Raw genomic sequence first — 25,895 nt, 5'->3', positions numbered from 1 at the left:
CCGTGGCAGCGTGGGATGAGCGCCCGGCGGGCGAGGCGAGGGAGTCGCGGGCGCCCGGCTCACGGCACGGCGGGCGCGGCGGGGTCGGGCCGCCCGGCCGGTGGGCGACGCCGGCGTCCGACCAGCGCGACACCGGCGACGATCGCGAAGGCGACGGCCGCCAGGGCGAAGGCGAGCGTGAACCGGCTCTGCTCGGGCGGGGCGGCCGACGCGCCGCCCGTACGGTCGGCGCCCCCGGTGACGAGCAGGGCACCCAGCAGGGCGCTGGCGAGGGAGCTGCCGACCGAGCGGAAGACCGAGTTCACGCCGTTGGCGGCGGCGGTGTGCGTCAGCGGGACAGCCTCGTGCAGGACGGCGGGCAGCGTGGCGAACCCGAAGCTCACCGCGACACCCACGAGCACCCCGCCGGTGAGCACGCCGGCGGCCTCGGTGAAGGCGGCGGACAGAATTCCGAAGCCAACCACCCCGGCCGCACCGCCGGCGGCGAGCGTGCGGCGTGGTCCGACCCGGCGGGCCAGCGCGCCGGCGATCCGGGCTGCGGCGAGCGAGGCCACCGCGGGCGGCAGGAGGTAGGTGACGGCGGCCTGCGACACGCTCGCCCCGAGACCGTAACCGGCGGGCGCGGCGGGGATCTGGACCACCGCCGAGACACCGATGAACTGCATGAACATGGCAAATCCCAGGAGGAGACCGGCGAGGTTCGCCAGCGCCACGGCGGGCCGGGCGAGGATCGACAGGTCCACCACCGGGTCCGGCCGTCGGCGTTCCACCGCGACCCACGCGGCGGCGAGCACCACGGCGCCGGTGAGGCAGCCCAGACCGGCCGCTGAGGACCAGCCCCAGTCGGTGCTCCGTGACAGCGGCAACAGCAGCGATGTCAGCACCGCCGCGAGGAGCAGCGCGCCGAGCCAGTCCGTGCGCCGCGCGCCGGCGCTCACAGTCGCGGGAACCACGAGGGCGGTGCCGGCCAGGGCGAGCGCGCACACGGCCGCCGCGAGCCAGAACACGAGGTGGTAGTCCGCGGCGGGCTCCCGGCCGAGCAGGCCCGCGCCAGCGAGCGCGACGCCGTTGCCGACGGCCAGCGCGCCGCTGATCGTTCCCATGCCGGCCGGTAGCCGGCCGGCGGGCAGTTCGCGCCGCAGCACCGCCTGGGCGAGCGGGAAGACCGCGGTGGACGAGCCCTGCATCGCCCGGGCCGTGACGAGCGAGGGCAGGGTGTCGGAGACGGCGGCGATGACGGACCCGGCGAGGGCCAGCGCCAGGACACCGATCAACACCCGGCGGGCGCCGTACTGGTCACCGAGCCGTCCGGCCAGCGGTGTGCTGACGGCCGCCGCGAGGAGCGTGCCGGTGGTGAGCCACGTGACGTCCGCCGGGGAGGCGTGCAGATCACGCTGGATCACCCCGAGGAGCGGCACGACGAGGGTCTGCATCATCGACACGGTCACCGCGCCGAGCGCGAGGACCGCGACCAGGGCCGGTGCGGCGGAGCGGGGGTTCGGAGGTACGTCGGATGTCATCAGGGATGGGCCTTCGGGGCTCGGGGGCCCGGCCCCCGGGTGTGCGCCCGCGCGGGACGTTCCCGCACCCGGGGCCGGGGGGTAAGGGTCGCGCCGGGTCAGACCGCGCCGAGCCGGGCGCCCAGGGCGGCGGCCAACTCGGCGGAGGAGCCGGGGTTCTGCCCCGTCAGGAGGTTGCGGTCGGTCACGACGTGCGACGACCATGCGGCGCTCTCGGTGAAGTGCAGGCCCAGTGCGACGAGCCGGTCCTGCAACAGCCACTTCGCGCGGTCGCCGAGGCCCGTCTGCGCCTCCTCGGTGCGGGTGAATCCGGTGACGCGGTACCCGCGCAGCGGCGAGCGGCCGTCGGGGCCCTCGGTGGCGAGCAGCGCCGCGACGCCGTGGCACACCAGTGCCAGGGGTTTGCCGGAGTTCAGGGTCGCGGTGATCACCCGGGCGGACTCCGGGTCGGCGGAGAGGTCCTCCATGGGGCCGTGGCCCCCGGGGTAGAAGACCGCCGCGTAGTCGGCGGGGTCGACGTCGGCGAGCGGGACCGGTCGGCGCAGCGGCGCGGCGCTGTCGAGCAGCGCGCGTACGGCGTCGGCGCCCTCCTGGCCGCCGTTCATCTCCGGGGTCAGGCTGACCCGGTCGACGGTGGGGACCACCCCGCCCGGGGTGGCGACGGTCACCTCGTGGCCGGCGTCGGTGAGCGCCCGGTACGGGGCGGCGAACTCCTCCGCCCAGAACCCGGTGGGGTGCTTCCCCCCGTCGGCCAGCGTCCAGTGGTCGGCGCCCGTCATGACGAACAGAATCTGTGCCACTTCGCGTACTCCGTTACTCGTTCCCGGGCCTCGGCCCGGAGATCCGGCGGTCGGCGCGGAGCCACCGCGCCGGTTGACGGGCTCGACGCTAGGTCGGCGCGCGCTCAGTCCACCAATAGGATTGCTGGCATGGCCCCAAAGAATTCCGATGGCTCCGCGACCGGCAGACCGCTGGACCTCACCCAGTTGCGCACGTTCCTGACCGTCTATCGCGCGGGGTCCCTCACCGAGGCCGCGCGCCGCCTGGGGCTGGCGCAGCCGACGGTGACCGGCCAGATCCGCGCGCTGGAGCAGCAGCTGGACCGCCAACTGTTCGAGCGTCTGCCCCGCGGGGTGGCCCCGACCGCCGTCGCCAACGATCTGGCCGCGCGGATCTCGGCGCCGATGGACGAGCTGGCCCTGGTGGCGGACCGTGACGCGACGGCACCGACCGAGCCGGTGCAGCTCGGCGGTCCGGCGGAGATGGTGGCCGTCCGGGTCCTTCCGGCCCTCGCGCCCCTCGTCGCGCGGGGCGTACGGGTCCACGTGACCGCGGGGCTCGCCGACGACCTGCTCGACGGTCTGCGCGCCGGTCGCTTCGACCTCGTCCTGTCCGCGGTCCGGCCGCGTGGGCGGTCCGTCCTGGCCGTCCCGCTGATGGACGAGGAGTTCGTCCTGGTGGCCGCGCCGACGTGGCGGGACCGTCTCGGTCCCATCGGCGCGGCCGACGCGGCGGCGCTCGACGGCGTGCCCCTGATCAGCTACGCGGAGGACCTGCCGATCCTCCGCCGCTACTGGCGACACGTCTTCCGGCAGCGCCTGGCCGCGCGACCGGCCCTGGTGGTCCCCGACCTGCGGGGCGTGCTGGCGGCCGCCGTGGCCGGCGCGGGCGTCACGGTCCTGCCGCGTTACCTGTGCGCCGGGGAACTGGGCAGCGGTGCCCTGGTGGCCCTGCTGGAGACCGACGACCCGCCCATCAACACCGGGTTCATCGCTCACCGGGCGAACACGGCGCTCGGGCCGGAGGTGACCCGGGTCCGCGACACGATCCTGCGCGCCGCCCGCGACTGGTGAGCGTGCGGGGGTGGTCCCGGCCGCCGCACCGCTGCCGCCGCCCGCGCCGCCCCTCCCTAAGATCACCGTATGGCGTTGCTACACCGGGCCGAACTGCGCCCCACGAAGCTCGAACTCCTGGCCGCCTGGCTGCCGGGCCGCCCGTGGTTCCAGGGTGAAGCGGGAGCGGACCTGAACCGGGTCGCGTCGTACCGCTTCGACGATCCGGCCGGGGAGGTCGGGATCGAGACTTTGCTGGTATCCGCCGGCGGCGGGCCCGTCCACCACGTGCCCCTGACCTACCGGGGCGCGCCGCTGGCCGGGGCCGAGTCGTGGCTCGTCGGCACCTGCGAACACTCGGTGCTGGGTCCGCGCTGGGTGTACGACGCCTGCGGCGACCCGGTCTACGCGGCCGCCCTGGCCGAGGCGGTCCTCGCCGGCACCGGCCAGGCCGAGGAGTACTTCGAGGTCGACGGCCGGCGGGAGTCCCGCGAGCCGAGCATGGGAATCGGCAGCGACGGCACCCGGCCGGCGGACCTCCCCGTGATCCGCGCGATCGAGCGGATCGAGAACGGCGATCCGACCCGCGTCGTCGCCGACTCCGTGGAGCTGGCCGTGGTCCGGCGGCTCGGTGGCGACACCGGACTGCCGGGGAACCGGCTCACCGGCACCTGGCAGGGGCAGGCCACTCCCCTGCCGCTGGCGTACGTCACGCTGCGCTGACGGCCGGCGTCCGGCCCCACCCGGTCGTCGCTCAGAGCAGCAGCCCACCCGTGGCGCGGATGTTCTGACCGGTGATCCAGCGCGCGTCCGGCCCGGCCAGGAACGCCACGACGTCGGCGATGTCCTCGGGGCGGCCGAGCCGGCCGAGCGCCGTGAGGGCCGGCGTCTGGGCCAACGCCTCGGGCGGGTTGGATTCGCGCAGCAGGTCGGTGTCGGTCGCGCCCGGCGACACCGTGTTGACGGTGATGGACCGCCCGCCCAGTTCGCGCGCGGCGACCGCCGTGAACTGTTCCAGAGCGGCCTTGCTCGCGCAGTAGAGGGCGTGACCGGGCGCCGGCACCACGGTGTTGAGCGACGAGATGGTGATGATTCGGCCGTGGTCGCGCATCATCTCGGCGGCGCGTCTCATGGCCAGCACCGGGTACTTCGTGTTGGCCGTCATGACGCGGTCGAAGTCCTCGCCGGTCAGCTCCGCGAGCGGGACGCGCGGGTTGATCGCGGCGTTGTTCACCAGGATGTCCAGGCCGTCGGGCACCGCCGCGAACAGCGCGTCGAGGGTGCCCAGGTCGGCCTGGTCGGCGCGCACGGCGGTCACCCCGTCCAGCTCGTCGGCCAGCGCCGCGGCGGCGGTCGTGTTCTCCCGGTAGCTGAAGACGACCGACGCCCCGTCCCGGGCGAGGCGCCGCACGACGGCCCGGCCGATCCCCCGCGAGCCTCCGGTCACCACCGCCGTCTTACCGCGCAACGTCATGCCCGGGACGCTAACCGGCCGGCTCCCGCAGGTCTTGAAGGAATGCGAACAGCGCACCCGGCGTGACGCCCGTCATCGCGCGGCACTCGCGGGTGAAGTGCGGCTGGTCGGCGTACCCGCACCCGGCCGCGACGGCGAGCCCGGCGCCGGGCCGACCGAGCCGGTGCACGGCGCGCTGGAGGCGGGCCACGCGCGCCACGGTCTTGGGTGACATGCCGATGCGCCGCCGGAACCCGAGCTCCAGGGCGCGCCGGGTCAGGCCCACGTCGGCCGCCACGTCGCCGACGGTCCACCCGGGCCGCTGGAGCCGCCACCAGGCGCGGGTCACCGCGTCGTGCGCCGCCCGGTCAGGCCGCAGCCAGCGGCTCAGGAGGGCGTCCAGCAGCGCGAACCGGGTGGGCCAGTCGGGTGCCGAGCCCAGCCGGTCGGCCAGCTCGCCCGCCCGGGGGCCGAGCAGCGTCTCGGGGCGCACCGTCGCGCCGACCAACTCCGGCGCGGGTACGCCCAGCAGCGCGGCCACCCCGGCGGGGGTCAGCCCGATCGCCACGCCGTGCCGCCACTCGGCCAACTCGTGTACGACGTGGACGCTGCGCGGGCCGGTCACCCAGCCGCCCGGCCCGGCGAAGTCCACGATGACCGTGGTGACGGTCAACGGGAGTATCCGGCGTCGCAGCCGCCCGTCGAGGAGGGTGCGGAAGCCGCCGTAGCCCAGGACGTACGGGCGCAGGGCACGGTGGGCGAGTCGGCTCGCCGTCTCCCCGCAGCGGGGTGACGGCTCGGCCGGCAGGGAGTGCAGCAGTGGCAGCACCCCCTCATGGTGCCTCGTCGTCAGCGGCTCGCCCCGGCACGGCGCTTGTTGTACACGTCGAAGGCCACGGCGACGAGCAGGACGAGCCCCTTCACCACCGACTGCATGGACTGGTCGACGCCCATGAGCTGCATGCCGTTGCTCATCACCGCCATGATGAGGCCGCCGACCATCGCGCCCACCACGGTTCCCACGCCGCCGGTGACCGCCGCACCCCCGATGAACGCCGCCGCGATCGCGTCGAGCTCGAACATGTTGCCCGCGGCCGGCTGCGCTCCGTTGGAGCGGGAGGAGTAGATGACTCCGGCCACCGCCGCCAGGAAGCCCATGTTGACGAACATCCAGAAGTTGACGGTGCGGACCTTCACGCCGGAGAGGGTGGCCGCGGAGAGGTTGCCGCCGATGGCGTACACCCGGCGACCGAAGACCGTGCGTCGGGTGACGAGGCCGTAGACGAGCACGAGGACGGCGAGGACGATCAGCACGATCGGCAGACCGCGCGCGTGCGCCAACTGCCAGGCGAAGTACATGATGACCGCGCCCACCAGCACGACCCGGGCCACGAAGAGCGGGAACGACTCCACGGGCTGCTGGTAGCGGACGCGGGCGAGCCGGGTGCGGAACACGCTGACCGCGTAGCCCGCCACCGCGACCGCGCCGATGAGCAGGGTGAAGGCGTCGTAGCCCTGGCCGCCGAGGAGCCCGTTGAGGAAGCCGGCCGCGACCCGCTGGTACTCCGAGGGGAACGGCGACAGCGAGATGTTGTCGAGCACCCGCAGGGTGAGACCCCGGAACAGGAGCATGCCGGCGAGAGTGACGATGAACGCGGGGATGCCGGCGTACGCCACCCAGAAGCCGTGCCAGGCGCCGACCGCGATCCCGACGGCCAGCGCGGCGAGGATGCCGATCCACCACGGGTAGCCCTCGCGGATGACGAGCACCGCGGAGACCGCGCCGGTCAGGGCGACCACCGACCCCACCGACAGGTCGATGTGACCGCCGATGATCACGATGACCATGCCGATGGCGAGGACCAGGATGTACGAGTACTGCAGGACGATGTTCGTGATGTTGCCGGGGCTCAGCGAGACACCGTCGGTGAGGATCGCGAAGAGGGCCACGATCACGACGAGCGCGATGTAGATGCCGCTCTGGCGCAGGTTGCCCAGGATCAGGGCGCGCGGATCGCTGGTGCCGGTGTGCAGGGCGGCGCTGGCTCCGTCGTCGGACGACGCCCGCTGCGGGGTCGCCGACGGCTTGGTGGTGGTCATCGGACGAGCTCCCTGTCCATCGTCATGAGCTCCATGAGGTTCTCCTGGGTGGCCTCGCCGACCGGCATCTCGCCGGTGATCCGGCCGGCCGCGAGGGTGTAGATCCGGTCGCACATCCCGAGCAGCTCGGGCAGTTCGGAGGAGATGAGGACGACCGCCTTGCCGTCGGCGACCAGCCGGTTGACGATCGTGTAGATCTCGAACTTGGCGCCCACGTCGATGCCGCGCGTGGGCTCGTCGAGGATGAGGACGTCCGGGTCGGTGAAGAGCCACTTCGACAGGACGACCTTCTGCTGGTTGCCGCCGGAGAGCTTGCCGACGACGGCCATGACGCTCGGCGCCTTGATGTTCATGTCGCGCCGGCCGTCCTCGGCGACCTTGATCTCCTCGTTGCCGTTCACCCAGCCGAGGCGGGCGAGCCGCTTGAGCGCGGCGGCCGAGATGTTGCGGCGCACGTCGTCGATGAGGTTGAGCCCGAAGCGCTTGCGGTCCTCGGTGGCGTACGCGATGCCGTTCTCGATGGCCTCGGCGACCGTGCGGGCCCGGACCTCCCGGCCACGGACGAACAGCCGGCCCGCGACGTGCCGCCCGTACGACCGGCCGAACACGCTCATGGCCAGCTCGGTGCGGCCGGCGCCCATGAGCCCGGCGATGCCGACGACCTCGCCCGCGCGGACGGTCAGGTCGACACCGTCGACGACCAGGCGGTCCTGGGTGGGGTGGCGCACGGTCCAACCTTCGACGCGGAGCACCTCCTCGCCGGGTGAGGACACCCGCTCGGGGTAGAAGGTCGACAGGTCCCGCCCCACCATGCCCCGGATGATCCGTTCCTGCGTCGCCTCCGGGGCGGCCATGTCGAGGGTCTCGACGGTCCGCCCGTCCCGGATCACCGTGGTGGAGTCGGCGATCGAGGTGATCTCGTTGAGCTTGTGCGAGATCATGATGCAGGTGACGCCCTCGTCGCGCAGTCGCCGCAGCAGGTCGAGCAGGTGCGCCGAGTCGATGTCGTTGAGGGCGGCGGTCGGCTCGTCGAGGATGAGCAGGCGCACCTTCTTCGACAGCGCCTTGGCGATCTCGACGAGCTGCTGTTTGCCCACGCCGAGCTGGATGATCGGAGTGACCGGGTTCTCCCGCAGCCCGACGGAGGCGAGCAGTTCGGCCGCGTCGGCGTTGGTCCGGTTCCAGTCGATGAGGCCGCCCGCGCCCCGGCGCTCGTTGCCGAGGAAGATGTTCTCGGCGATCGACAGGTGGGGCACCAGGGCGAGTTCCTGGTGGATGATGACGATCCCGTGTGCCTCGCTGTCGCGGATGCCGCGGAAGTGCACCGGGGCGCCGTCGAAGACGATCTCGCCGTCGTACGACCCGGTGGGGTGGACTCCGGAGAGCACCTTCATGAGGGTGGACTTGCCCGCGCCGTTCTCGCCGCAGATGGCGTGGATCTCGCCGCGCCGCACGGCGAGCGAGACGTCCTGGAGCGCCGTCACCCCGGGGAAGGTCTTCGTGATGTGACGCATCTCGAGGATGTTGTCGGCCGTCGCGGCCGTCCTGTCGGTCATCGTCACCGTCCTGGTCGTACCCGTCATGGATGGTCCCGCGGGGCCCGGTGCCGGCACGGCGGCACCGGGCCCGGGGTGCGTCAGCCCTTGGCCTGGCCGCTGGCGACCTCCTCGGCCGTCCAGTAGCCGGAGTCCACGAGGACCGGCTTGATGTCGTCCTTGTAGACGGTCTGGACGGGCAGGAGGTACGACGGGACGACCTTGACCCCGTTGTTGTACGTCGTGGTGTCGTTGGCCTGCGGGTCCTTCTCCTGCAGGAACGCCTCGGCCGCGATCACGGCCTGCTCGGCCAGCAGCCGGGTGTCCTTGAAGACGGTGGAGTTCTGCACGCCGTCGTTGATGAGCTTGACCGAGGCGATCTCGGCGTCCTGGCCGGTCACCACGGGCATCTTGGCACCGGAGCCGCCGTAGCCGGCGTTCTGCAGGGCGGTGATGATGCCGCGGGACAGGCCGTCGTAGGGCGAAAGCACACCGTCGACCTTCGTGCCGTCGTTGTAGCTGGAGGTCAGCAGGTCCTCCATCCGCTTCTGCGCGGTCTCCTGCTGCCACCGCAGGATCGCGACCTGCTCGATGGCGGTCTGGCCCGACTTCACCCGCAGCGACTTGGCGTCGATGAACGGCTTGAGCGTGTCCATCGCGCCGTCGAAGAAGAAGTGGGCGTTGTTGTCGTCGAGCGAGCCGGCGAACAGCTCGATGTTGAACGGGCCGGTGGCGCTGCCCTTCGAGCCGTCCTTGTTCTGCAGGCCGAGGCCGGCGAGCAGGGCGGTGGCCTGGGCGACTCCGACCTTGTAGTTGTCGAAGCTCACGTAGAAGTCCACGTTGGGGCTGTCGCGGATCAGCCGGTCGTAGGCGATGACCGGGATCTTGGCGTCGGCGGCGGCCTGCAACTGCCCGCTGAGGGCCGTGCCGTCGATCGCCGCGATGACCAGGACGTCCGCGCCCTGCGTGATCATCTGGTCGACCTGCTGGGACTGGGTGGGGATGTCGTCACCGGCGTACTGCAGGTCGACCTTGTAGCCCTTCGCCTCCAGCTTCTCCTTCACCGCGTTGCCGTCGGCGATCCACCGCTCCGACGTCTGGGTCGGCATGGAGACGCCGATGGTCAGGTCGGAGGGCTTGTCACCGCTGGTGTCGCCGCCGCCACCGGCACCCTCACCGCTGCACGCCGCGAGGCCGAGCGCCAGCACCGCCGCACCTGCGGCGGCCAGGAATCGTCTGCCCACGTTGTCTCTCCTCTCCGGACTCGCCGGAATCACGGGTGGCACTGCCGCAGTGTTAGCGCTCACATCGATGGCGTCAACACCTCCTCTCGAAATACTCCCGTCACGGTCTCGTAACGGTGTCGCCGCCGCGTCGAGCACCTCGCGGGGCGCGCCGGCCCGTCGTGGCGGCGTGACCCTCCGTCGCCGGCCCGGCCGCCGTCAGCCGACGCGGACCCCGTCCACGGTGCGCGGCAGGCGCAGCGGATTGGCCTCGCGCAGCTCCGGCGGCAGCAGCGGATCAGGGACGTCCTGATAGCAGACCGGGCGCAGCCAGCGCTCGATGGCGCTGCTGCCCACCGAGGTCGAGGTGCTGGTGGAGGCGGGGTAGGGGCCACCGTGCTGCATGGCCGGCGAGACCGTCACACCCGTCGGCCATCCGTCCACCACGACCCGACCGGCGAGCCGGCTCACCGCGGCGACCAGGTCCGCCGCCGCGCCGTCACGCTCGTCGGCGGCCAGGTGCACGGTGGCCGTGAGGTTGCCGGGCAGGGCGTCGAGCAGCGCGTCCCGCTCGGCCGTGGAGCCGTAGCGCACCAGCACGGTGACCGGTCCGAAGCACTCCTCCAGTAGCTCCCGGTGCGGCCCGTCGTCGAGGAGGCGGGACGCCGCGACGGTCAGCACACCCGGTCGTACGGCCAGCGGGGCCGCCCCGTCGCCGGCCTCGGCCGCGACGAGCGGTTGCCCCACACCCGGCAACGCGGCCCGGGCGCGGACCCCGGCGAGGAACGCCGCACGCATGCGCGGGTCGAGCATCGGCCCGGACGGCACCGTCGCCGCGACGACCGCCCCGACGAGAGCGTCGCCCGCCGGTCCATCCGGGAGGAGGACGAGACCCGGCTTGACGCAGAACTGGCCCATACCCAGGGTGTACGAGACCACCAGCCCCGCGGCGATCTCCTCGGCCCTGGTCTCGGCCGCCCGCTCGGTCACCACGACCGGGTTGAGGCTGCCCAGCTCGCCGTGGAACGGGATCGGTCGCGGCCGGGAGGTGGCGATGTCGAACAGGGCGCGGCCACCGCGCACCGAGCCGGTGAAACCCACCGCCGCGGTCAGCGGATGGCGTACCAGCTCCGGCCCCGCGTCGAAGCCGTGGACCAGGCCGACGACCTCCTCGGGCAGCCCGACCTCGATCGCCGCCGACCGGAGGATCCGGGCACAGAGGACGGAGGTGGCGGGATGGTCGGGGTGCGCCTTGACCACGATCGGGCATCCCGCCGCGAGGGCGCTCGCGGTGTCGCCGCCGGGCACGCTGAAGGCCAGGGGGAAGTTGCTCGCCGCGAAGACCGCCACCACGCCCAGCGGCACCTTGTGGCGACGCAGGTCGGGGCGGGGCGCGGGCTGCGCCGACGGGTCGGCGTGGTCGATGGTCACGTCCAGGTACGCACCGGTCTCCACCACGTCGGCGAACGCCCGGAGCTGATAGCACGTCCGGGCGAGCTCACCGCGCAGCCGCACCTCGCCGAGCGCCGACTCCGCGTCGGCGGTCGCGACGATCTCCTCGCCGTTCTTCTCCAGGAGTGCGGCGGCGCTCCGGAGCAGCTCCACCCGGCGGGGGCGGTCCCCCAGCGCCTCGCTCGCGGCCGCGGCGGCCCGCACCGCCCGGTCCACGTCCCGCGCGGTCGACTCCGTCGTGACGCGTCCCCGTGGCCTGCCGGTACGCGGGTCGACGCTCAGCACGTCACTCACCGTCTCGTCTCCTCTCCTCGGTCTTCCTCGGCGGGTGGTGTGTCCTCGGCCAGAGCGGCGAGCTCCCCGAGGGGCACCGGCACGGCGAGGCTGCGGGTGGCCAGCGGGCGCAGATCCTCCGACGTGGTCTCCCGCCCCGCCAGCCAGGCCGCGATCCCCGCGGTGGCGAGGCCGCACACCCGGCCCTGACACCAGCCCATCCCCGGCCGGGCCAGCATCTTCACCGTGCGCGGCTCCGCCGCGCCCAGCTCGTCGTGCGCGCGGCGCAGGTCACCGTAGGAGACCTCCTCACAGCGGCACACCAGGGTCGTCTCCGACAACCACTGTGGCCAGGCGGGCGGCACGGGATACGTGCGGTGCAGGGCGGCGGCGAAGCGGCGGCCCCGCCGGACGGCGCGGTGCGACCGCCTCCGCACGCCCGGATCGGTGGGGCGGCCCCGCGCGGCGGCGACGGCGAGCGCCGCCGACCGTCCCTCGTGGACGGCAAGCGTCGCGCCGCCCACACCCGTCGCCTCGCCGGCCACGTAGAGCCCGTCGACGCTGCTGCGCTGGCCCTCGTCGACGGCCACGACGAGCGATCCGTCGGCGTCCCGGGCCGTGTCGGCGCCGAGCATGAGCGGCAGTTCGAGTGAGGGGGTGAAGCCCCAGCCGAACGCCACGAGGTCGACGGCGATTTCCTCGTCCGGCCCGGTGGCGCGGCCGTCGCGGTCCACCCGGGCGACGCGGACCGCCTCCACCCGGTCCCGCCCGAGCACCTCCCGGACCACGGTCCCCGTCCGGTACGGCACGCGATGGCGGGCCATGAGGGTGGCGTACCGCAGCGCCTCGACGGCCTTGCCCGGCGCGGACATGGCACCGACCGGATCTCGCAGCCAGCCCCGGGTCCGGTTGGCCTCGACCACGGCGGCGACGGCGACCCCGGCCCGCGCGAGACCGGCGGCCACGGGAAGCAGGAACGGGCCGGTACCGGCGACGACCGCGCGCCGTCCCGCCGCCGTGCGATGCCCCTTGAGCAGGGCCTGCGCTCCGCCGGCCGTCAGCACGCCGGGGAGGTCCCAGCCCGGCACGGGCAGTTGCCTGTCGTATCCGCCGGGGCAGAGGATCAGTGCCCGGGTGACGATGCTCCGGTCCCCGCCGTCGGGCACGCCGGCGGGGGCGGGAACGGTGGACGTGGCGGCCGTCAGCCGGAGGGTGAACGCGCCGGTGTCGTCGCGGGTGACGAGCCAGACCTGGTGGCCGGGGAGGTAGCGGATCCGGCCGGCGTCGCGCAGCGCGGCCAGCCGGCCCCGCAGCCGCAGGAAGAGCGGCCAGCCGTGGTGGCCGGCGCGGTCCTCGGGGCGGGCGTGGGCGGCGTCGTAGTGCCGCCAGTACTGGCCGCCGGGCTGCGCGGCGGTGTCGACGAGGGCGACGGTGAGCCCCGCCTCGGCGGACTCGACGGCGGCGGCGAGGCCCGCCGGCCCGGCGCCGACCACGGCGACGTCAGGGGTGTACGGCATCGTCGTCCCCCTGCTCGACGGGGCGGTCGGGGTCGGTGCCCGGCCCGGCGTCGTCGCCGAGGCGCATGCCGTCCGCGGCGGTGACGAGGCAGGCGCGCTGGTCGGGGACGCCGTCGACGGTGATGAGGCAGTCGAAGCAGATGCCGATGCCGCAGAACAGCCCGCGTGGGCGGCCGGCGCGGGTGGTGCGCCAGTCCAGGATCCCGGCGGCGATCAGTGCGGCGGCCACGCTCTGGCCGGGCTCGGCCGGCACGTCGGCGCCGCGGAACGCCAGGTGGCGGGTCATCGGGTGACCCCCTCGACGTCCGGGAACCGGTCCGGCGCGAACGGGGTGAGGTCCAGGTCCGTGTCCCGCCCCACGAGTGCCTGGCCGACGAGCTTCCCGGTGCCGACGGAGAGGCCGATGCCGGCGCCCTCGTGGCCGCACGCGTGCCAGAGCCCGGGCGCGCGGGGGTCGGGGCCGATGACGGGCAGGTGGTCCGGGCAGTAGGGGCGGAAGCCGAGGTAGGTACGCATGGCCCGCACGTCGCGGAGCATCGGGAACAACGCCACCGCCTTCGCCGCGAGCGCGCCGATGGCGGGGACGGACACGGTCCGGTCGAAGCCGACACGCTCGCGGGACGCGCCGATGAGGATCGTGCCGGCGGGTGTGCCCTCGACGACGGGCGAGGTCTGCAGCGCCGCGTCGGAGCTGGCCACGTCACCCACGTACTCGGCGGCGTACACCTTGTGCCGGATCGTCCCGGGGGGCATCGGCTGGGTGACCAGGACGAAGCCGCGCCGGGGCAGCACGGGCACCCGCACCCCGGCGAGGCCGGCCACGTCGCCCGCCCAGGTGCCGGCGGCGTTGAGCACCGCCCCGGCGGGGATGTCGCCGTCCGGCGTCCGCACGCCCGTCACGCGGGTGCCGGCGCGCAGGAATCCGGTGACCTCGGTGTGGGTACGCACCCGCGCGCCCCGCTCGCGGGCCAGTCGCAGCAGGTGGGCGGTCACCAGCATCGGCTGCACCTGGGCGTCCTGCGGGTAGTACGCGCCCCCGGCGAGCCGTGGGGACAGGTGCGGCTCGTGGTCGCGCAACTCGGCCCGCGGGACGTCCCGCACCTCGACGCCGCAGCGACGCTGGTGGGCGGCGAGGTCGCGCAGCGCCGCGAGGCTCCGCTCCGACGCCGCGACGACCAGGCCGCCCTTGGCCTCGAACTCCCACCGGTCGCCGTGCTCGGCGAGGTCGTCGCGCCAGACCCGCTGGGAGTACAGCGCCAGGTCGAGTTCGGGGCCGGCCTCCTTGTCGGACACCAGCACGTTGCCCTCGCCCGCGCTGGAGGTGCCGCCGGCGATCGCGCCGCGGTCGACGACGACCACTCGCAGGCCGGCCCGCGCCGCGAAGTACGCGCAGGCCGCGCCCACCACGCCCGCGCCGACGACCACCAGGTCCGCGGTCACGCCGGGTCCCTGCCGCCGGCCCACAGGCCGCGTACGTGGCCGATGTGGCGGTGCATCAGCAGCTCGGCTCCGGCCGGGTCACGCGCCTCGACGAGATCCAGCAGCTCGTGGTGCTCCGCGGCCGAGCGGCCCAGCCGGCCGCTCTCCAGCAGCGGGGTCAGGCCGAACAGGCGGGTCCGCGACCGCAGGTCGGACACGACGTCCACCAGGTAGCGGTTGCCGCTGTAGCCGAGCAGGGTCAGGTGGAAGACGTGGTCGGCCTCGATGTAGCCCACGAGGTCGCCGCGCTCCGCGGCCTCGACGATGGCCTGCGCCAGGTCGCGCAGCCCGGGGAAGTCCTCCTTCGGGATCACCGGCACCACGTTGCGTACGGTCGGCGGCTCGATGAGCAGCCGCACGGCGGCCAGGTTGTCGAGGTCCTCGTCGGAGACGTCGGTGATCCGGAAGCCCTTGTTCGGATGGGGGACGACCAGCCCGGCGGTCACCAGGTCGAGCATGGCCTCGCGCACCGGGGTGGGCGAGACGCCGAGCTGCGCGGCCAGCGCCGGAGCCGAGTAGACGACACCGGGCTCCAGGCGCCCGGAGATGATCGCCGCGCGCAGCGCCTCCCTCGTCCGGTCGCGGAGGTTCTCCCTGGGGCCGACGCCGGGCAGGTCCGGCACGGGGGCGGGGCTCACAGCCGGAACCCCGCGGGAAACGGGTCGGTGGGGTCCAGGTGGAACTGCGCCGTCGCCGTGACCCAGGCCCGGCCGGTGATCGACGGCAGCACCGCGGGCCGCGACCCGACGGTGGTCTCGCCGAGCAGCCGCCCCGTGAAGCGGGTCCCGATGAAGGACTCGTTGACGAAGTCCTCGCCGATGCCCAGTTCGCCGCGCGCGTGCAGTTGCGCCATCCGGGCGCTCGTGCCCGTGCCGCAGGGGGACCGGTCGAACCAGCCGGGGTGGATCGCCATGGCGTGCCGGGACAGCCGGGCGGTCGAGCCGGGGGCCTTCAGGTAGACGTGGTGGCAGCCGGTGATGTCGGCGCGCTCGGGGTGGACCGGGGGGTCCTGCGCGTTCACCGCATCCATGATCGCGAGTCCGGCGGCCAGCAGGTCGCCGGCGCGGGAGCGGTCGAAGGGCAGCCGCAGGTCCGCCAGGTCCACGATGGCGTAGAAGTTCCCGCCGAAGGCCATGTCGTACGGGACGGCGCCGAAGCCCGGCACCTCGACCTCCCGGTCGAGGGCGTGCACGAACGACGGGACGTTGCGGATGGTGACCGACTGCGCCGCGCCGTCGCGCACCGCCACCTCGGCGACGACCAGCCCGGCGGGGGTGTCGAGCCGGATCGTGGTCACCGGTTCGACGACCGGCACCATCCCGGTCTCGACGAGGACCGTCGCGACGCCGATGGTGCCGTGCCCGCACATCGGGAGCAGGCCGGAGACCTCGATGAACAGCACGCCGTAGTCGGCGTCGGGTCGGGTGGGCGGCTGGAGGATCGCACCGCTCATCGCGGCGTGGCCGCGCGGCTCGTACATCAGCAGGGTGCGGACGTCGTCGCTGTGCTCCATGAACCACAGCCGCCGCTCGGCCATGCTCGCCCCGGGGATCGTGCCCACGCCACCGACGACGACCCGGGTGGGCATGCCCTCGGTGTGCGAGTCGACGGCGTGGAACGTGCGGCGGGACCTCACTTGTAGCCCTTGGCGAGGACGGCTTCGGTGTCGGCCGTGATCCTGGCCGCGATGTCGGACGGCAGCGGCAGGCGCGGCGGCCGGCAGGGGCCGCCCCGACGACCGCAGACGTCCATCGACAGCTTGATCGACTGGACGAACTCGGTCCGGGAGTCCCACCGCAGCAGCGGGTGCAGGTCACGGTAGATCGGCACGGCCCGGGCGATGTCGGCCGGGTCGCCCGAGGTGACGAGCCGGTAGAGCGCCACGGTGCTCTCCGGGATCGCGTTCGGGTAGCCGGCGATCCAGCCCACGGCCCCGGCGACGCCCAGTTCGAGCAGCACGTCGTCGGCGCCGACGAGCAGGTCCAGGTCGGGGGCGAGTTCGGCGATCTGGTACGCCCGGCGCACGTCGCCGCTGAACTCCTTCACGCCGACGATGAGTCCCTCGCCGAAGAGTTCGGCGAGCAGGTCCGGGGTCAGGTCGACCTTGGTGTCGATGGGGTTGTTGTAGGCGACGACCGGCAGCCCGACGGCGGCGACCTCGCGGTAGTGCGCGACGACCGCGTGGCAGTCGGCACGGTAGGCGTTCGGCGGCAGCAGCAGGACGGAGGTGGCCCCGGCCTCGGCGGCCTGCTCGGCCCAGCGGCGCGCCTCGATGGCGCCGTAGGCGGCCACGCCGGGCATCACGCCGAATCCGGCGGGGGCGGCCTGGACGGCGGTCTCGACGACGCGTGCCCGTTCCTCGGGGGTCAGCGTCTGGTACTCGCCGAGCGAGCCGTTGGGGGTCACCCCGTCGCAGCCGCCGGCCGCGAGGAACCGGACGTGCTCGGCGTACGCGTCGTAGTCGACGGACAGGTCGTCGTGCAGGGGCAGCGCCGTGGCGACGTGGACGCCGCGCCAGGGCCTGGTGGGGGTGGTCATGCTGGCTCCTCAGCGATCGTAGGGGGGTGTCGCGCCGCGCGACATCACCGGGATTGAGCGGCCATCCACGTCTGCAGACCGGCGGCGTCCAGGGGCAGCGCGCCGGAGAGCACCTCCGCGCCGTCGCGGGTGACGAGCAGGTCGTCCTCGATGCGGACGCCGATGCCGCGCAGCTCCGGGGGCACGGTCAGGTCGTGGGCGTGGAAGTAGAGTCCGGGCTCGACGGTGAGCACCATGCCGGGCGTCAGGACCGCGTCGTGGTACGCCTCCGGCGTGGCCCGCGCGCAGTCGTGCACGTCCAGCCCGAGGTGGTGGCCGATGCCGCACACCAGGTGCCGCCGGTGGTGCTGCCCGGTGTCGGCCAGGGCCTCGTCGACGGAGACCGGCAGCAGTCCCCAGTCCGCCAGGCCCCGCGCGATCACCTCCATCGCGGCGTGGTGGAACTCGGCGAACCGGCGGCCCGGGCCCACCGCCGCGAGCCCCGCCCGATGGGCCCGCTCCACCAGGTCGTGCACCTGCCGCTGCACGGGCGAGAAGCGTCCGGAGGCGGGGAGGGTGCGGGTGACGTCGGCGGTGTAGCAGCTGGTCGCCTCGACGCCCATGTCGAGCAGGACCAGCTCGTCGCGCCGCACCGGGCCGTCGCAACGCACCCAGTGCAGGGTGGTCGCGTGGCGGCCGCCGCCGACGATCGTGGCGTAGCCCGGCCCGTTGCCGTACGCCCGGGCGTAGCGGTCGAAGGTGCCCTGCAGCCACCGCTCCCCCGGGCCCTCGACGGCCGTGGGGAGCTCGCGGACGACGGCGGCGAAGCCCTCGACCGTGCGGTCCACGGCCTCCCGGAGCTGGCCGACCTCCCACGCGTCCTTGTGCATCCGCAGCTCGGCGAGGGTCCGGGCCACGCCCTCGTCCCGGGTGACGTCCTCGGTCAGCTCGGCGAGGGGTCGGACGGCGACGCCCAGTGCCCGCGCCCAGTCGGCCGGACCGGGGGCGGCGCCGACCCACAGCTCGCCGTGGCGGGGGTCGGCGAAGAAGCCGGGGTCGCCGGGCCGGGCGGGCGGCGGGAGGTAGAGGGTGGCGTCGCCGTCGCGCAGCACCACGACGGCGTTCTCCACGGCACAACCGGTCGTCCAGAGAAAGTCGCTGTCGGGCCGGAAGTCGTACGTCGTGTCGTTGCTGCGCACCGGCGCCCGCCCGGCCGCCAGCACGATCGTCCGCCCGGGCAGCGCCTCGGCGAGGCGGGCGCGGTGGGCGGCGGCCGCCTCGGCCGCGCCGGGCACGACCGGCGGCGTGCGGTCGGGCACGCCCCAGCCGGTGGCCATGTACTCGCGGAAGGCCGGGACCTCGGACAGCCTCGGCGGCCGGGTGTCACGCACCGGACGCCCCCTCCTCCGCCGGCCCGGAGGGGCGCGGGCCGCCCCGTCCGTCGTGGATTCCGCCGCCAGTGGCCCGGACCAGCTCCGTGAGCCGGACGAACACCCGCTCGTCCTCCCGTACGCCGTCGTGTTCGTACTCGTTCGTGATCCAGGTCTGGACGTTCCCGACCCGGGCGGCGGTGTCCAGTTGCAGGCCCGCGTCCACGTACATGTCGTCGTGGTAGACGGCGGCGGCCACCGGGATCTCGTTGCCGGCCAGCCGGTCGGGGTCGTAGAGCGGCGGCCACTCGTCCCGGGTGGCCAGCAGCTCGACGGCGCCCCGGAAGGGCCGCAGCTCGGCGATCTCCTCGAACATCCAGGGATAGATCATCTCGCCGGTGAACAGCAGCGGCCGGGCGTCCTCGGCGAACTGCGGATGCCGCGCCCGCTCGGCCTGCGCCGCCCAGCCCGTGGCGCCCGCGCCGTGCCCGTAGATGCTCTCGTGTAGGGCCGCGAACAGCGGGTTGTCGGCGTACGACGTCCGGGCCAGCACCTCGTGCAGGAACGTCGCCGACAGGTCGTCTCCGGTGAACGCCTCGTCCAGCAACCAGTGCAGGCGTTCGAGTCCGGGTTTCATGCCGAGGTCCATGCCGAGGGACTGGAACCGTCGCACGGTGAGCACGTCGCCGTCCGGCAGCCGCACGTCGCCCTCGGCCAGCCGGTCGGCGATCCGGCCGGCCTGGGCGACCTGGTGCGGGTACCGCCGGTGGAACTCGCGGTTCTTCGCCTCCACCCGGGGGTAGGTGCGCCGGTAGACCTCCGCGGCGGACGGGTCGAGCGCGGGCAGGCCGCCGGTGACGTAGCAGGCGCTGAGGCCGTCCGGAGCCGTCGACAGGTAGGTGAGGGTGAGGAAGCCACCGTACGACTGCCCGAGGGTGGACCAGCGCCGGCCGCCGAAGACCGCCTTCCGCAGGTGCTCGTGGTCGGCCACGATGGAGTCGGCCCGGAAGCACGCGAGGTAGTCGGCGGCCTCCTCGGCGGTCGCGAAGGCGCTCATCCGGCGGCCGTCGACACGGCTGCTGCGGCCGGTGCCGCGCTGGTCGACGAGGACGACGCGGTGCTCGCGCAGCGCGTGGCCGAGCCAGCCGGAGCGGGTGAGGGGGCGGGGCGCCTTCCCGCCGGGCCCGCCCTGGAGGTAGACCAGGCAGGGCAGGTCCTCGTCGTCCCGGACCGGGTCGACGACCTCACGGGCGAAGACCTGGATGGTGCCGCGTCCGGGATCGGACCAGTCCAGCGGCACATCGCTGACGTGGTCCCGGACGCGCATGCCGGGGATGGTGTAGGTGGCGGTGACGGTCATGGGCGTGCCGCCGGGCCGGACGGCCGCCGGACGTCATGCCACTCCGCAGTACGGTGTGCCATTGCACTGATCGTAGGTGCGGAAGTGATCTCTGCCAAGAGCGCGGCCGCGCCGACGCCGGGCCCCCGGCGCCGCGTCGGGCCTGGCCGGCTCCCCGCCGCGTCGGCTAGTCCTCCGGCACGCCCGGTCCGACCTCGCCGCGGCTCAGGTGCTCGGCGTTGCGGTCGGCCTCGCTGTCGGCGTTCGCGATCCCGGCCCGAGGGTCCCGCGTCCGTCGCCCCTCGGCGTCCTGGAAGACCTCACCGCGTTCGAGTGCTTCTTCCTGCCGCTGGGGGCTCGCATCAGGTGTCGTCACGACGACCCACCTACCCCACAGCGGCACCGGCAAACGAGGCACCCGGTGGCGGCATCGGTCCGGTAGACTTTGCTTTGCAAAGCTATCGCTGCCGCAGAGCACGGATCGAGGTGCGTCATGGACCGGAGCGCCACCGCACATGCCGAGCAGACCCTCGCCCACCTGACGCGGCTGCGTCGACGCGCCCACCGCCGTGCCCACGCGGGTGTCTGGCTGCCCGCCATGGGCGTGGCCGTGCTGCTGCTCGCCAGCACAGCCCTCTACCGGCACCCCTTCGCCTCACCGCCCTCCATCGTGGCCGAGCACCCCTGGTGGGCGGGGCTGCCCGACGAGCAGCGCCACCCGGTCGCCTCGTACGCGTTCTGGTTCGTGGGCACGCCGGTGCTCTTCGCGGCCACCGGCCTCTGGTACCGCCGGCGTGCCCGCCGGCTCGGCGTACGGGTGGCCTGGCCCCTCGTCGTCGGCACCGGTCTCGGCGTGTTGGCGTTGCTGGCCGTGCTCGCGGCAGTGCCCACCGGACCGGCGCCGGAGGGGCTCACGACGGTCGACGGACCCTACTGGCCCGGGCTGCTGACACCCCTCCTGCCGCTCGCCGCCGCGGTCGTGGTGCTCGGCTGGGCGGAGCGCAGTCCCGCTCTCGTCGCCGCCGGCGGATGGATGGCCCTGCTCACGGTCTGGCTCTGCACCTCGTACCCGCTGGGCGCCCTGCCCGGCTGGGCCAGCTCGCTGCTCGGGGCCGGCCCGTCCCCGGGTGGGCAGCTCGCGCTGCGGCCCGGTCACTGTCTTGTCCTGATGGCACTGCCCCCGCTCGCCGTCGCCGCCGTCCGGTTGCTGTCCGGCCTCCGGGGCCGCGCGTGACAGGGCCGCAACCCCCGCATCCCGCCACCGCCCTCGACGACGTCGTCCACCAGCGGGTGCGGCTGGGCATCCTCACCGTGCTCAGCGAGGCACACGAGTGCCGGTTCGCCACCCTGCGCGACGAGCTCGGCCTGACCGACGGCAACCTCAACCGGCATCTGCGGATCCTCGAACAGGCGGGGCTGCTCCAGGTGACCAAGGGCTACGAGGGGCGCCGTCCGTGCACGTGGCTGCGGCTGACCCGGCAGGGGCGGGCCGCGCTGCGCGCGGAGGTCGCCGCGTTGGAGCAGCTGGTCGCACGGATCCGCACGGCGACGGACCGCCCGGACCCCGGCTCCTGAGCCGGGACCGCGTCGCCGTCCGCACGGCCCGCTCCTCCTCGCTGGGCTGCGTGGACGGAGCCCCGTCAGCCCGGCGGGGCGGCGGGTCCGCCCGCAACTGCGCAGGCTGTGTGCCGGTCCGCCGCGGCGGCGTAGCGGCGCAGCACCAGTCGGGCGATCGCCGGGTCCGTCACGAGTGGCTCGGTGACGACGTCCGCCTCGGCGCGACGTACCTGGCGGTGGAAGAGCCCGTCGGCGAGCAGGTACGCCGCGACCAGGATCCGCCGGGCACCGCCGGCGCGCAGCCCGGCGACCACCTCCGGGATCGCGGGGCCGCTCGTCGCGGCGTACCCGACGTGGACGGGCACGGGTAGCGCCCGGGCGACCGATGCGACGTCGGCCCGGGAGCGGGCGTCGCTGGAGCCGGCGGCGGCGAGCACCACGGCGTCCGCCGGGCCGGCGGAGGTGATCCGCCCGGCGAGCACGTCGACCAGCGCCGGATCCGGACCGAGCGGCGGTGTGACGGCGACGTGGCGGCCGGCAGTGGCGCGCGGGATGTCCACTCGGACGTGGTATCCGGCGGTGAGCAGCAGCGGGACCACGACGGCGGGACGGTCCAGCTCCGCCATCACCTCCGCCAGTCGCGGTCGCTGCACGTCCAGGTAGGACAGCCGCACGGCCAGCCCCCGCGCCCGCCGGGCGACCGCCCGCGCCAGCTCGCGGATCTGGGCCTGACCGACCGGTGCCCGGGTGCCGTGCGCCGCGAGGAGCAGGACCGGCCGCGCGCCGGTCATGCGTCGACCCGGAGGCGGAAGCCGCGCTTGACGACCGTCTCGACGTAGCGGTGGGAGCCGAGTGCCGCCCGCAGCCGGGCCACGGCCTGGTTGATGGCGTGGCCGTCCTCGCCGCGGGGCAGGGCGGCGGAGAGCTGCGCCCGGGAGACGACGGCGCCGGGCCGGGCGGCGAGGCGGGCCAGGATCGCCATCGACGCGGGAGGGAGGGTGCGCAGTTCGCCGTCGATCACGACGGCGTGCCCGCGCAGCTCGACGAGGGTGCCGGCGACCGGAATCCGCCGGGCGCGGCGGGGCAGCTCGTCGGTGACCGCCTTGACCAGGGCGCCGAGTCGGGCGCGGTCGGGCGTCAGCACCGGCGCGCCGTGCGCGCGCAGCGGTGCGGCGGTGACCGGGCCGACGCAGGCCGCGAGGATCCGCTCGGAGAAGAGCCGCAGCAGCCGTGGCGCCCGAGGGCCGGCCGCGTCGAGGAGCGCCCGCGCGGCCGGGGCGCTGGTGAAGGTGACCGCGTCCACCTGACCGGCCAGGGCCAGGTCGACCAGGCGGTGCAGCGGGCCGGTGTCGTCGGGGACCCGCCATCGGTAGACGGGCACCTCGACCACCTCGGCCCCGGCCGACCGTAACGCCCCGACGAAGTCGTCCTGGGGCCCGCCGTGCAGCTGGACGGCGATCCGCCGGCCGGTGACGCCCTCGTCGAGCAGGCGGCGCAGGATCTCCTCGCAGGACTCCGTCGGTGCCGACCACTCCTCGCTCAGCCCGGCGGCCCGGATCGCGCCACAGGGTTTGGCGCCGCGGGCCAGCAGCCGGGCCTGACGCAGCCGAATCCGCAACGGGTCGCCGACGCCCCACCCCTCGGCGGCCTCCAGCCAGCCGCGGAAGCCGATGCCGGTGGTCGCGACCACGATGTCCGGCGCCTGCCCGACGCACGCGAGGGTCGCGGCGTGCAGCGCCGCGTCGTCCAGGAGCGGCACGATGGTGATGGCGGGCGCGGCCACCACCCGGGCGCCACGCCGGCGCAGCAGCGCGGCCAGCTCGTCGCGCCGCCGCTCGGCGGTGATCGCCACGGTGAAGCCGGCCAGCGGCGGTGTGTCGCCGCTGGCCGGTGCGGTGCGGCCGCCGGGGTCGGCCGGGCCGCCAGCCATCACCGCACCACCACTTCGACCAGGCCGTCGCGGACCCGGGCCGGGTAGGCCGGGACGGCCACGCCGGGCAGGTCCAGGCACTCCCCGGTCGCCAGGTCGTACGCCTGCTTGTGCATCGGCGACACGACGATGTCCCGCCCGCCCCGGGTGCCGACGATGCCCCGGGAGAGCACGTTGGCTCCGCAGAGCGGGTCGTGGTTGCCGATTGCCCGCACCGTGCCGTCGTGCAGCCGGAAGACCGCGACCTGGACGTCGCCGAGCAGCGCGGCCGCGCCGCGTTCGGGGAGCAGGTCGGCCAGGCGGCACACCTGGCTCCAGCGGGTGCCGACCGTGGTCGTCGTCATGGGGTCACCTCCGGCATTCCGAGCATCACCTGGGTTGGGGCCGGCACCGGTTGGTCGCGTTCGACGACGAAGGTGATCGACGGGTCCGGCGCGGCGGGGTCGTTGACGAACGAGACGAAGCGGCGCAGCTTCTCCGGGTCCTCCAGCACGGCACGCCACTCGTCCACGTAGGAGGTCACGTGCCGGGCCATCGCCGCGTCGAGGTCGCCGCAGATGCCGAGGCTGTCGTCGACGATGACCGCGCGCAGGTGCTCCAGCCCTCCGTCGAGGGATTCCAGCCAGGCGGCGGTTCGCTGGAGCCGGTCGGCGGTGCGGATGTAGAACATGAGGAAACGGTCGATGGTGCGGATCAGCTCCTCGGTGTCGAGGTCGGCGCGGAACAGGTCGGCGTGGCGGGGGCGGAAGCCTCCGTTGCCGCCCACGTAGAGGTTCCAGCCGTTGTCGGTGGCGATGACGCCGAAATCCTTCCCCCGCGCCTCCGCGCACTCGCGGGCGCAGCCCGAGACCGCGGCCTTGATCTTGTGCGGCGCGCGTAGCCCCCGGTAGCGCAGCTCCAGCGCGATGGCCAGCCCGACCGAGTCCTGGACGCCGAAGCGGCACCAGGTGGAGCCGACGCAGGACTTGACGGTCCGCAGCGCCTTGCCGTACGCGTGGCCGGATTCGAATCCGGCGTCGACCAGGCGGCGCCAGATCGCGGGCAGTTGCTCGACCCGGGCGCCGAACAGGTCGACGCGCTGCCCACCGGTGATCTTCGTGTACAGGTTGTAGTCGCGGGCCACCTCGCCGAGGACGATGAGCCTCTCCGGGGTGATCTCGCCGCCGGGCACCCGGGGCACGACCGAGTACGTCCCGTCGCGTTGCAGGTTCGCCAGGAAGTGGTCGTTGGTGTCCTGCAGCGCCGCCTGCTCCCCGTCGAGGACGTGTCCACCGCCGAGGGAGGCGAGGATCGAGGCGACGGCCGGTTTGCAGACGTCGCAGCCCCGCCCGGTGCCGTACTGGCCGATCAGGGCCGAGAAGGTGGCGATTCCCCGCACCCGGATCAGGTCGAACAGCTCCTGCCGGGAGTGGGTGAAGTGTTCGCAGAGCGCGGTGGACTGGGCCACGCCGTGCTCGGCGAGCAGCGTCCGCAGCAGCGGCACACAGGACCCGCAGGTCGTCCCGGCGCGGGTGCGCCCCTTCAGGCTCGGCACGTCGGCACAGCCGTCGGCGATCGCCGCCACGACCTGATCCTTGGTGACCGCGTTGCAGCTGCACACCTGGGCGGCACCCGGCAGCGCCACGTCGGATGGGCCGGCGGCGAGGAAGTCGGCGAGCTTCCCGGGCACCGGGCCGCCGACCGCCGCGCGCAGCACCGGGTACGCCGAGGTGTCCCCGACCAGCACGCCACCGAGCAGGGTGCGGGCATCGTCGGTGAGGACGAGCTTGGCGTAGAGGCCGTGGGCGGGGTCGGCGTAGACCACGTCGAGCGGTCCGGTGGTGGCGCCGAAGCTGGCGACGTCCACGCCGAGCAGCTTGAGTGTGGTGGCGGTGTCGGCGCCGGGGAACACCGCGTCGCCGTCGACCAGCCGGTCGGCCACCACGTCGGCCATGGCGTAGCCGGGGGCGACCAGCCCGTAGCAGCGCCCGTCGACCGCGGCGCACTCGCCGATCGCGAAGATCCGCTCGTCGGCGGTGCGGCACGTCGCGTCGACCAGCACGCCGCCGCGCGGGCCGAGCGGCAGGCCCGCCGCGCGGGCGAGGTCGTCGCGGGGGCGCACCCCGGCCGCGAAGACGACCAGGTCGGTGTCGAGGGTGAGCTGCCCGGCGGTGCGTAGCCGCAGCCGCTCGCCGGTGGCGCTGATGCCGGTGACGCCGGTCCCGCAGTGCACGGCGATGCCCATCTCCTCGATGCGACGCTGGAGCATCCCGCCGCCGGCCCGGTCGAGCTGCATCGGCATGAGGTGCGGCGCGAACTCCACGATGGAGGGGCGCAGCCCGAGCAGGCGCAGGGCGTTCGCGGCCTCGAGGCCGAGCAGTCCCCCGCCGACGACGACTCCGGCGTCGCGGCCGGTGGCGTAGCCGCGCAGCGCCTCCAGGTCGTCGAGCGTCCGGTAGACGAAGCGGCCGGGTCCGTCGGCGCCCGGCACCGGCGGCACGAACGGCCGCGAGCCGGTGGCGAGCACGAGCACGTCGTACGGGTGCGCGCCGCTCGCCGTACGCACGACGCGGGCGGCCCGGTCGACGGCGACGGCGGGCTCGCCGAGGCGGAACTCCACCCCCGCGGGCACCCCCGCGGGCGCGAGTGTCAGCTGCTCGGCGGTGACCCCGTCGAAGTACGCCGAGAGCCGCACCCGGTCGTACGCCGGCCGGCGCTCCTCGGCGAGCACCGTCACCGACCAGCGCCGGCCGGTGTCCCGGGCCGCCAACGCCTCGACGAAACGCTGGCCGACCATGCCGTTGCCGATCACCACGAGT

The 25,895-nt window shown here is 74.3% G+C and carries 25 protein-coding genes; 4 read left to right on the top strand and 21 right to left on the bottom strand.

Going from position 1 to position 25,895, the window contains the following annotated elements:
* Positions 1 to 59: 59 nt before the first annotated feature.
* Both SM573_RS17920 and SM573_RS17915 read right to left on the bottom strand, forming a co-directional pair.
* A complete protein-coding gene (locus tag SM573_RS17920) occupies positions 60 to 1,520 on the bottom strand; it encodes an MFS transporter (protein ID WP_474616625.1) in 1,461 nt (486 codons plus the stop codon).
* Positions 1,521 to 1,618: 98 nt separating this feature from the next.
* On the bottom strand, positions 1,619 to 2,320 hold the full coding sequence (locus tag SM573_RS17915; RefSeq protein ID WP_474616624.1) for a type 1 glutamine amidotransferase domain-containing protein: 702 nt from the start codon (positions 2,318 to 2,320) through the stop codon (positions 1,619 to 1,621).
* Between the two features lie 129 nt (positions 2,321 to 2,449).
* Between SM573_RS17915 and SM573_RS17910 the strand changes: the two genes are divergently transcribed.
* Positions 2,450 to 3,373 (top strand): LysR family transcriptional regulator, encoded by a 924-nt coding sequence (locus tag SM573_RS17910; RefSeq protein WP_474609834.1) that lies wholly within the window; start codon positions 2,450 to 2,452, stop codon positions 3,371 to 3,373.
* A gap of 69 nt (positions 3,374 to 3,442) precedes the next feature.
* A complete protein-coding gene (locus tag SM573_RS17905) occupies positions 3,443 to 4,075 on the top strand; it encodes a CG0192-related protein (RefSeq protein ID WP_474616623.1) in 633 nt (210 codons plus the stop codon).
* Positions 4,076 to 4,106: 31 nt separating this feature from the next.
* Here SM573_RS17905 and SM573_RS17900 read toward each other — a convergent pair whose 3' ends face one another.
* The 15 genes from SM573_RS17900 to SM573_RS17830 form a co-directional block, all read right to left on the bottom strand.
* The gene (locus SM573_RS17900; RefSeq protein ID WP_474609836.1) at positions 4,107 to 4,826 is read right to left on the bottom strand and encodes an SDR family oxidoreductase; all 720 of its coding nucleotides are present in this window, start codon (positions 4,824 to 4,826) and stop codon (positions 4,107 to 4,109) included.
* 10 nt (positions 4,827 to 4,836) lie between these two features.
* The gene (locus tag SM573_RS17895) at positions 4,837 to 5,634 is read right to left on the bottom strand and encodes a helix-turn-helix domain-containing protein (protein WP_474616622.1); all 798 of its coding nucleotides are present in this window, start codon (positions 5,632 to 5,634) and stop codon (positions 4,837 to 4,839) included.
* A 20-nt stretch (positions 5,635 to 5,654) separates the two neighbouring features.
* A complete protein-coding gene (mmsB, locus tag SM573_RS17890) occupies positions 5,655 to 6,905 on the bottom strand; it encodes a multiple monosaccharide ABC transporter permease (RefSeq protein ID WP_474609838.1) in 1,251 nt (416 codons plus the stop codon).
* Positions 6,902 to 8,461: a multiple monosaccharide ABC transporter ATP-binding protein gene (gene mmsA / locus SM573_RS17885; RefSeq protein WP_474609839.1), complete on the bottom strand. Its 1,560-nt coding sequence runs from the start codon at positions 8,459 to 8,461 to the stop codon at positions 6,902 to 6,904. Before mmsA ends, mmsB begins: the two co-directional genes overlap by 4 nt.
* An 80-nt stretch (positions 8,462 to 8,541) precedes the next feature.
* The gene (chvE, locus tag SM573_RS17880; RefSeq protein WP_474609840.1) at positions 8,542 to 9,684 is read right to left on the bottom strand and encodes a multiple monosaccharide ABC transporter substrate-binding protein; all 1,143 of its coding nucleotides are present in this window, start codon (positions 9,682 to 9,684) and stop codon (positions 8,542 to 8,544) included.
* Between the two features lie 198 nt (positions 9,685 to 9,882).
* Positions 9,883 to 11,409: an aldehyde dehydrogenase (NADP(+)) gene (locus SM573_RS17875; protein WP_474616621.1), complete on the bottom strand. Its 1,527-nt coding sequence runs from the start codon at positions 11,407 to 11,409 to the stop codon at positions 9,883 to 9,885.
* Complete coding sequence (locus SM573_RS17870) at positions 11,406 to 12,905, bottom strand: FAD/NAD(P)-dependent oxidoreductase (protein ID WP_474616620.1); 1,500 nt, start codon at positions 12,903 to 12,905, stop codon at positions 11,406 to 11,408. The genes SM573_RS17875 and SM573_RS17870 overlap by 4 nt, the downstream gene beginning before the upstream one ends.
* On the bottom strand, positions 12,889 to 13,191 hold the full coding sequence (locus SM573_RS17865; RefSeq protein ID WP_474616619.1) for a (2Fe-2S)-binding protein: 303 nt from the start codon (positions 13,189 to 13,191) through the stop codon (positions 12,889 to 12,891). The genes SM573_RS17870 and SM573_RS17865 overlap by 17 nt, the downstream gene beginning before the upstream one ends.
* Positions 13,188 to 14,345 carry an NAD(P)/FAD-dependent oxidoreductase gene (locus tag SM573_RS17860; protein ID WP_474609844.1) on the bottom strand — a complete coding sequence of 386 codons (1,158 nt, stop codon included), beginning with the start codon at positions 14,343 to 14,345 and terminating at the stop codon, positions 13,188 to 13,190. The genes SM573_RS17865 and SM573_RS17860 overlap by 4 nt, the downstream gene beginning before the upstream one ends.
* Positions 14,342 to 15,022 carry a GntR family transcriptional regulator gene (locus SM573_RS17855; RefSeq protein ID WP_474609845.1) on the bottom strand — a complete coding sequence of 227 codons (681 nt, stop codon included), beginning with the start codon at positions 15,020 to 15,022 and terminating at the stop codon, positions 14,342 to 14,344. Before SM573_RS17855 ends, SM573_RS17860 begins: the two co-directional genes overlap by 4 nt.
* The gene (locus SM573_RS17850; RefSeq protein ID WP_474616618.1) at positions 15,019 to 16,020 is read right to left on the bottom strand and encodes a proline racemase family protein; all 1,002 of its coding nucleotides are present in this window, start codon (positions 16,018 to 16,020) and stop codon (positions 15,019 to 15,021) included. Before SM573_RS17850 ends, SM573_RS17855 begins: the two co-directional genes overlap by 4 nt.
* Positions 16,017 to 16,922: a dihydrodipicolinate synthase family protein gene (locus SM573_RS17845; RefSeq protein ID WP_474616617.1), complete on the bottom strand. Its 906-nt coding sequence runs from the start codon at positions 16,920 to 16,922 to the stop codon at positions 16,017 to 16,019. The genes SM573_RS17850 and SM573_RS17845 overlap by 4 nt, the downstream gene beginning before the upstream one ends.
* Before the next feature lie 44 nt (positions 16,923 to 16,966).
* Positions 16,967 to 18,292: an aminopeptidase P family protein gene (locus SM573_RS17840; protein WP_474609848.1), complete on the bottom strand. Its 1,326-nt coding sequence runs from the start codon at positions 18,290 to 18,292 to the stop codon at positions 16,967 to 16,969.
* Positions 18,285 to 19,631 (bottom strand): alpha/beta fold hydrolase, encoded by a 1,347-nt coding sequence (locus SM573_RS17835; protein ID WP_474616616.1) that lies wholly within the window; start codon positions 19,629 to 19,631, stop codon positions 18,285 to 18,287. Before SM573_RS17835 ends, SM573_RS17840 begins: the two co-directional genes overlap by 8 nt.
* A 166-nt stretch (positions 19,632 to 19,797) precedes the next feature.
* Entirely contained in the window at positions 19,798 to 19,986 is a 189-nt protein-coding gene (locus tag SM573_RS17830) for a ribonuclease (protein ID WP_474609850.1), read from the bottom strand.
* Between the two features lie 117 nt (positions 19,987 to 20,103).
* Here SM573_RS17830 and SM573_RS17825 point away from each other — a divergent pair, with 117 nt between their 5' ends.
* Positions 20,104 to 20,844 (top strand): hypothetical protein, encoded by a 741-nt coding sequence (locus SM573_RS17825; protein ID WP_474609851.1) that lies wholly within the window; start codon positions 20,104 to 20,106, stop codon positions 20,842 to 20,844.
* Positions 20,841 to 21,185, top strand: a complete 345-nt coding sequence (locus SM573_RS17820) for a winged helix-turn-helix domain-containing protein (RefSeq protein ID WP_474609852.1) — start codon at positions 20,841 to 20,843, stop codon at positions 21,183 to 21,185. Before SM573_RS17825 ends, SM573_RS17820 begins: the two co-directional genes overlap by 4 nt.
* Positions 21,186 to 21,250: 65 nt before the next feature.
* Here the strand turns inward: SM573_RS17820 and SM573_RS17815 are convergent, their stop codons facing one another.
* From SM573_RS17815 to nirB, 4 genes are read right to left on the bottom strand one after another with little or no spacing between them, the layout of a single operon-like run.
* The gene (locus SM573_RS17815) at positions 21,251 to 21,958 is read right to left on the bottom strand and encodes a sirohydrochlorin chelatase (protein ID WP_474609853.1); all 708 of its coding nucleotides are present in this window, start codon (positions 21,956 to 21,958) and stop codon (positions 21,251 to 21,253) included.
* Positions 21,955 to 23,097, bottom strand: a complete 1,143-nt coding sequence (locus tag SM573_RS17810) for a uroporphyrinogen-III synthase (protein WP_474616615.1) — start codon at positions 23,095 to 23,097, stop codon at positions 21,955 to 21,957. The genes SM573_RS17815 and SM573_RS17810 overlap by 4 nt, the downstream gene beginning before the upstream one ends.
* The gene (gene nirD, locus SM573_RS17805; protein WP_474609855.1) at positions 23,097 to 23,441 is read right to left on the bottom strand and encodes a nitrite reductase small subunit NirD; all 345 of its coding nucleotides are present in this window, start codon (positions 23,439 to 23,441) and stop codon (positions 23,097 to 23,099) included. The genes SM573_RS17810 and nirD overlap by 1 nt, the downstream gene beginning before the upstream one ends.
* Entirely contained in the window at positions 23,438 to 25,873 is a 2,436-nt protein-coding gene (gene nirB, locus SM573_RS17800) for a nitrite reductase large subunit NirB (RefSeq protein ID WP_474616713.1), read from the bottom strand. The genes nirD and nirB overlap by 4 nt, the downstream gene beginning before the upstream one ends.
* Positions 25,874 to 25,895: the final 22 nt, after the last annotated feature.

This window comes from Micromonospora xinjiangensis, assembly GCF_056150165.1.
Note: the sequence above shows the minus strand (reverse complement) of the source record. Positions and strands in the feature narration are given on the sequence as shown.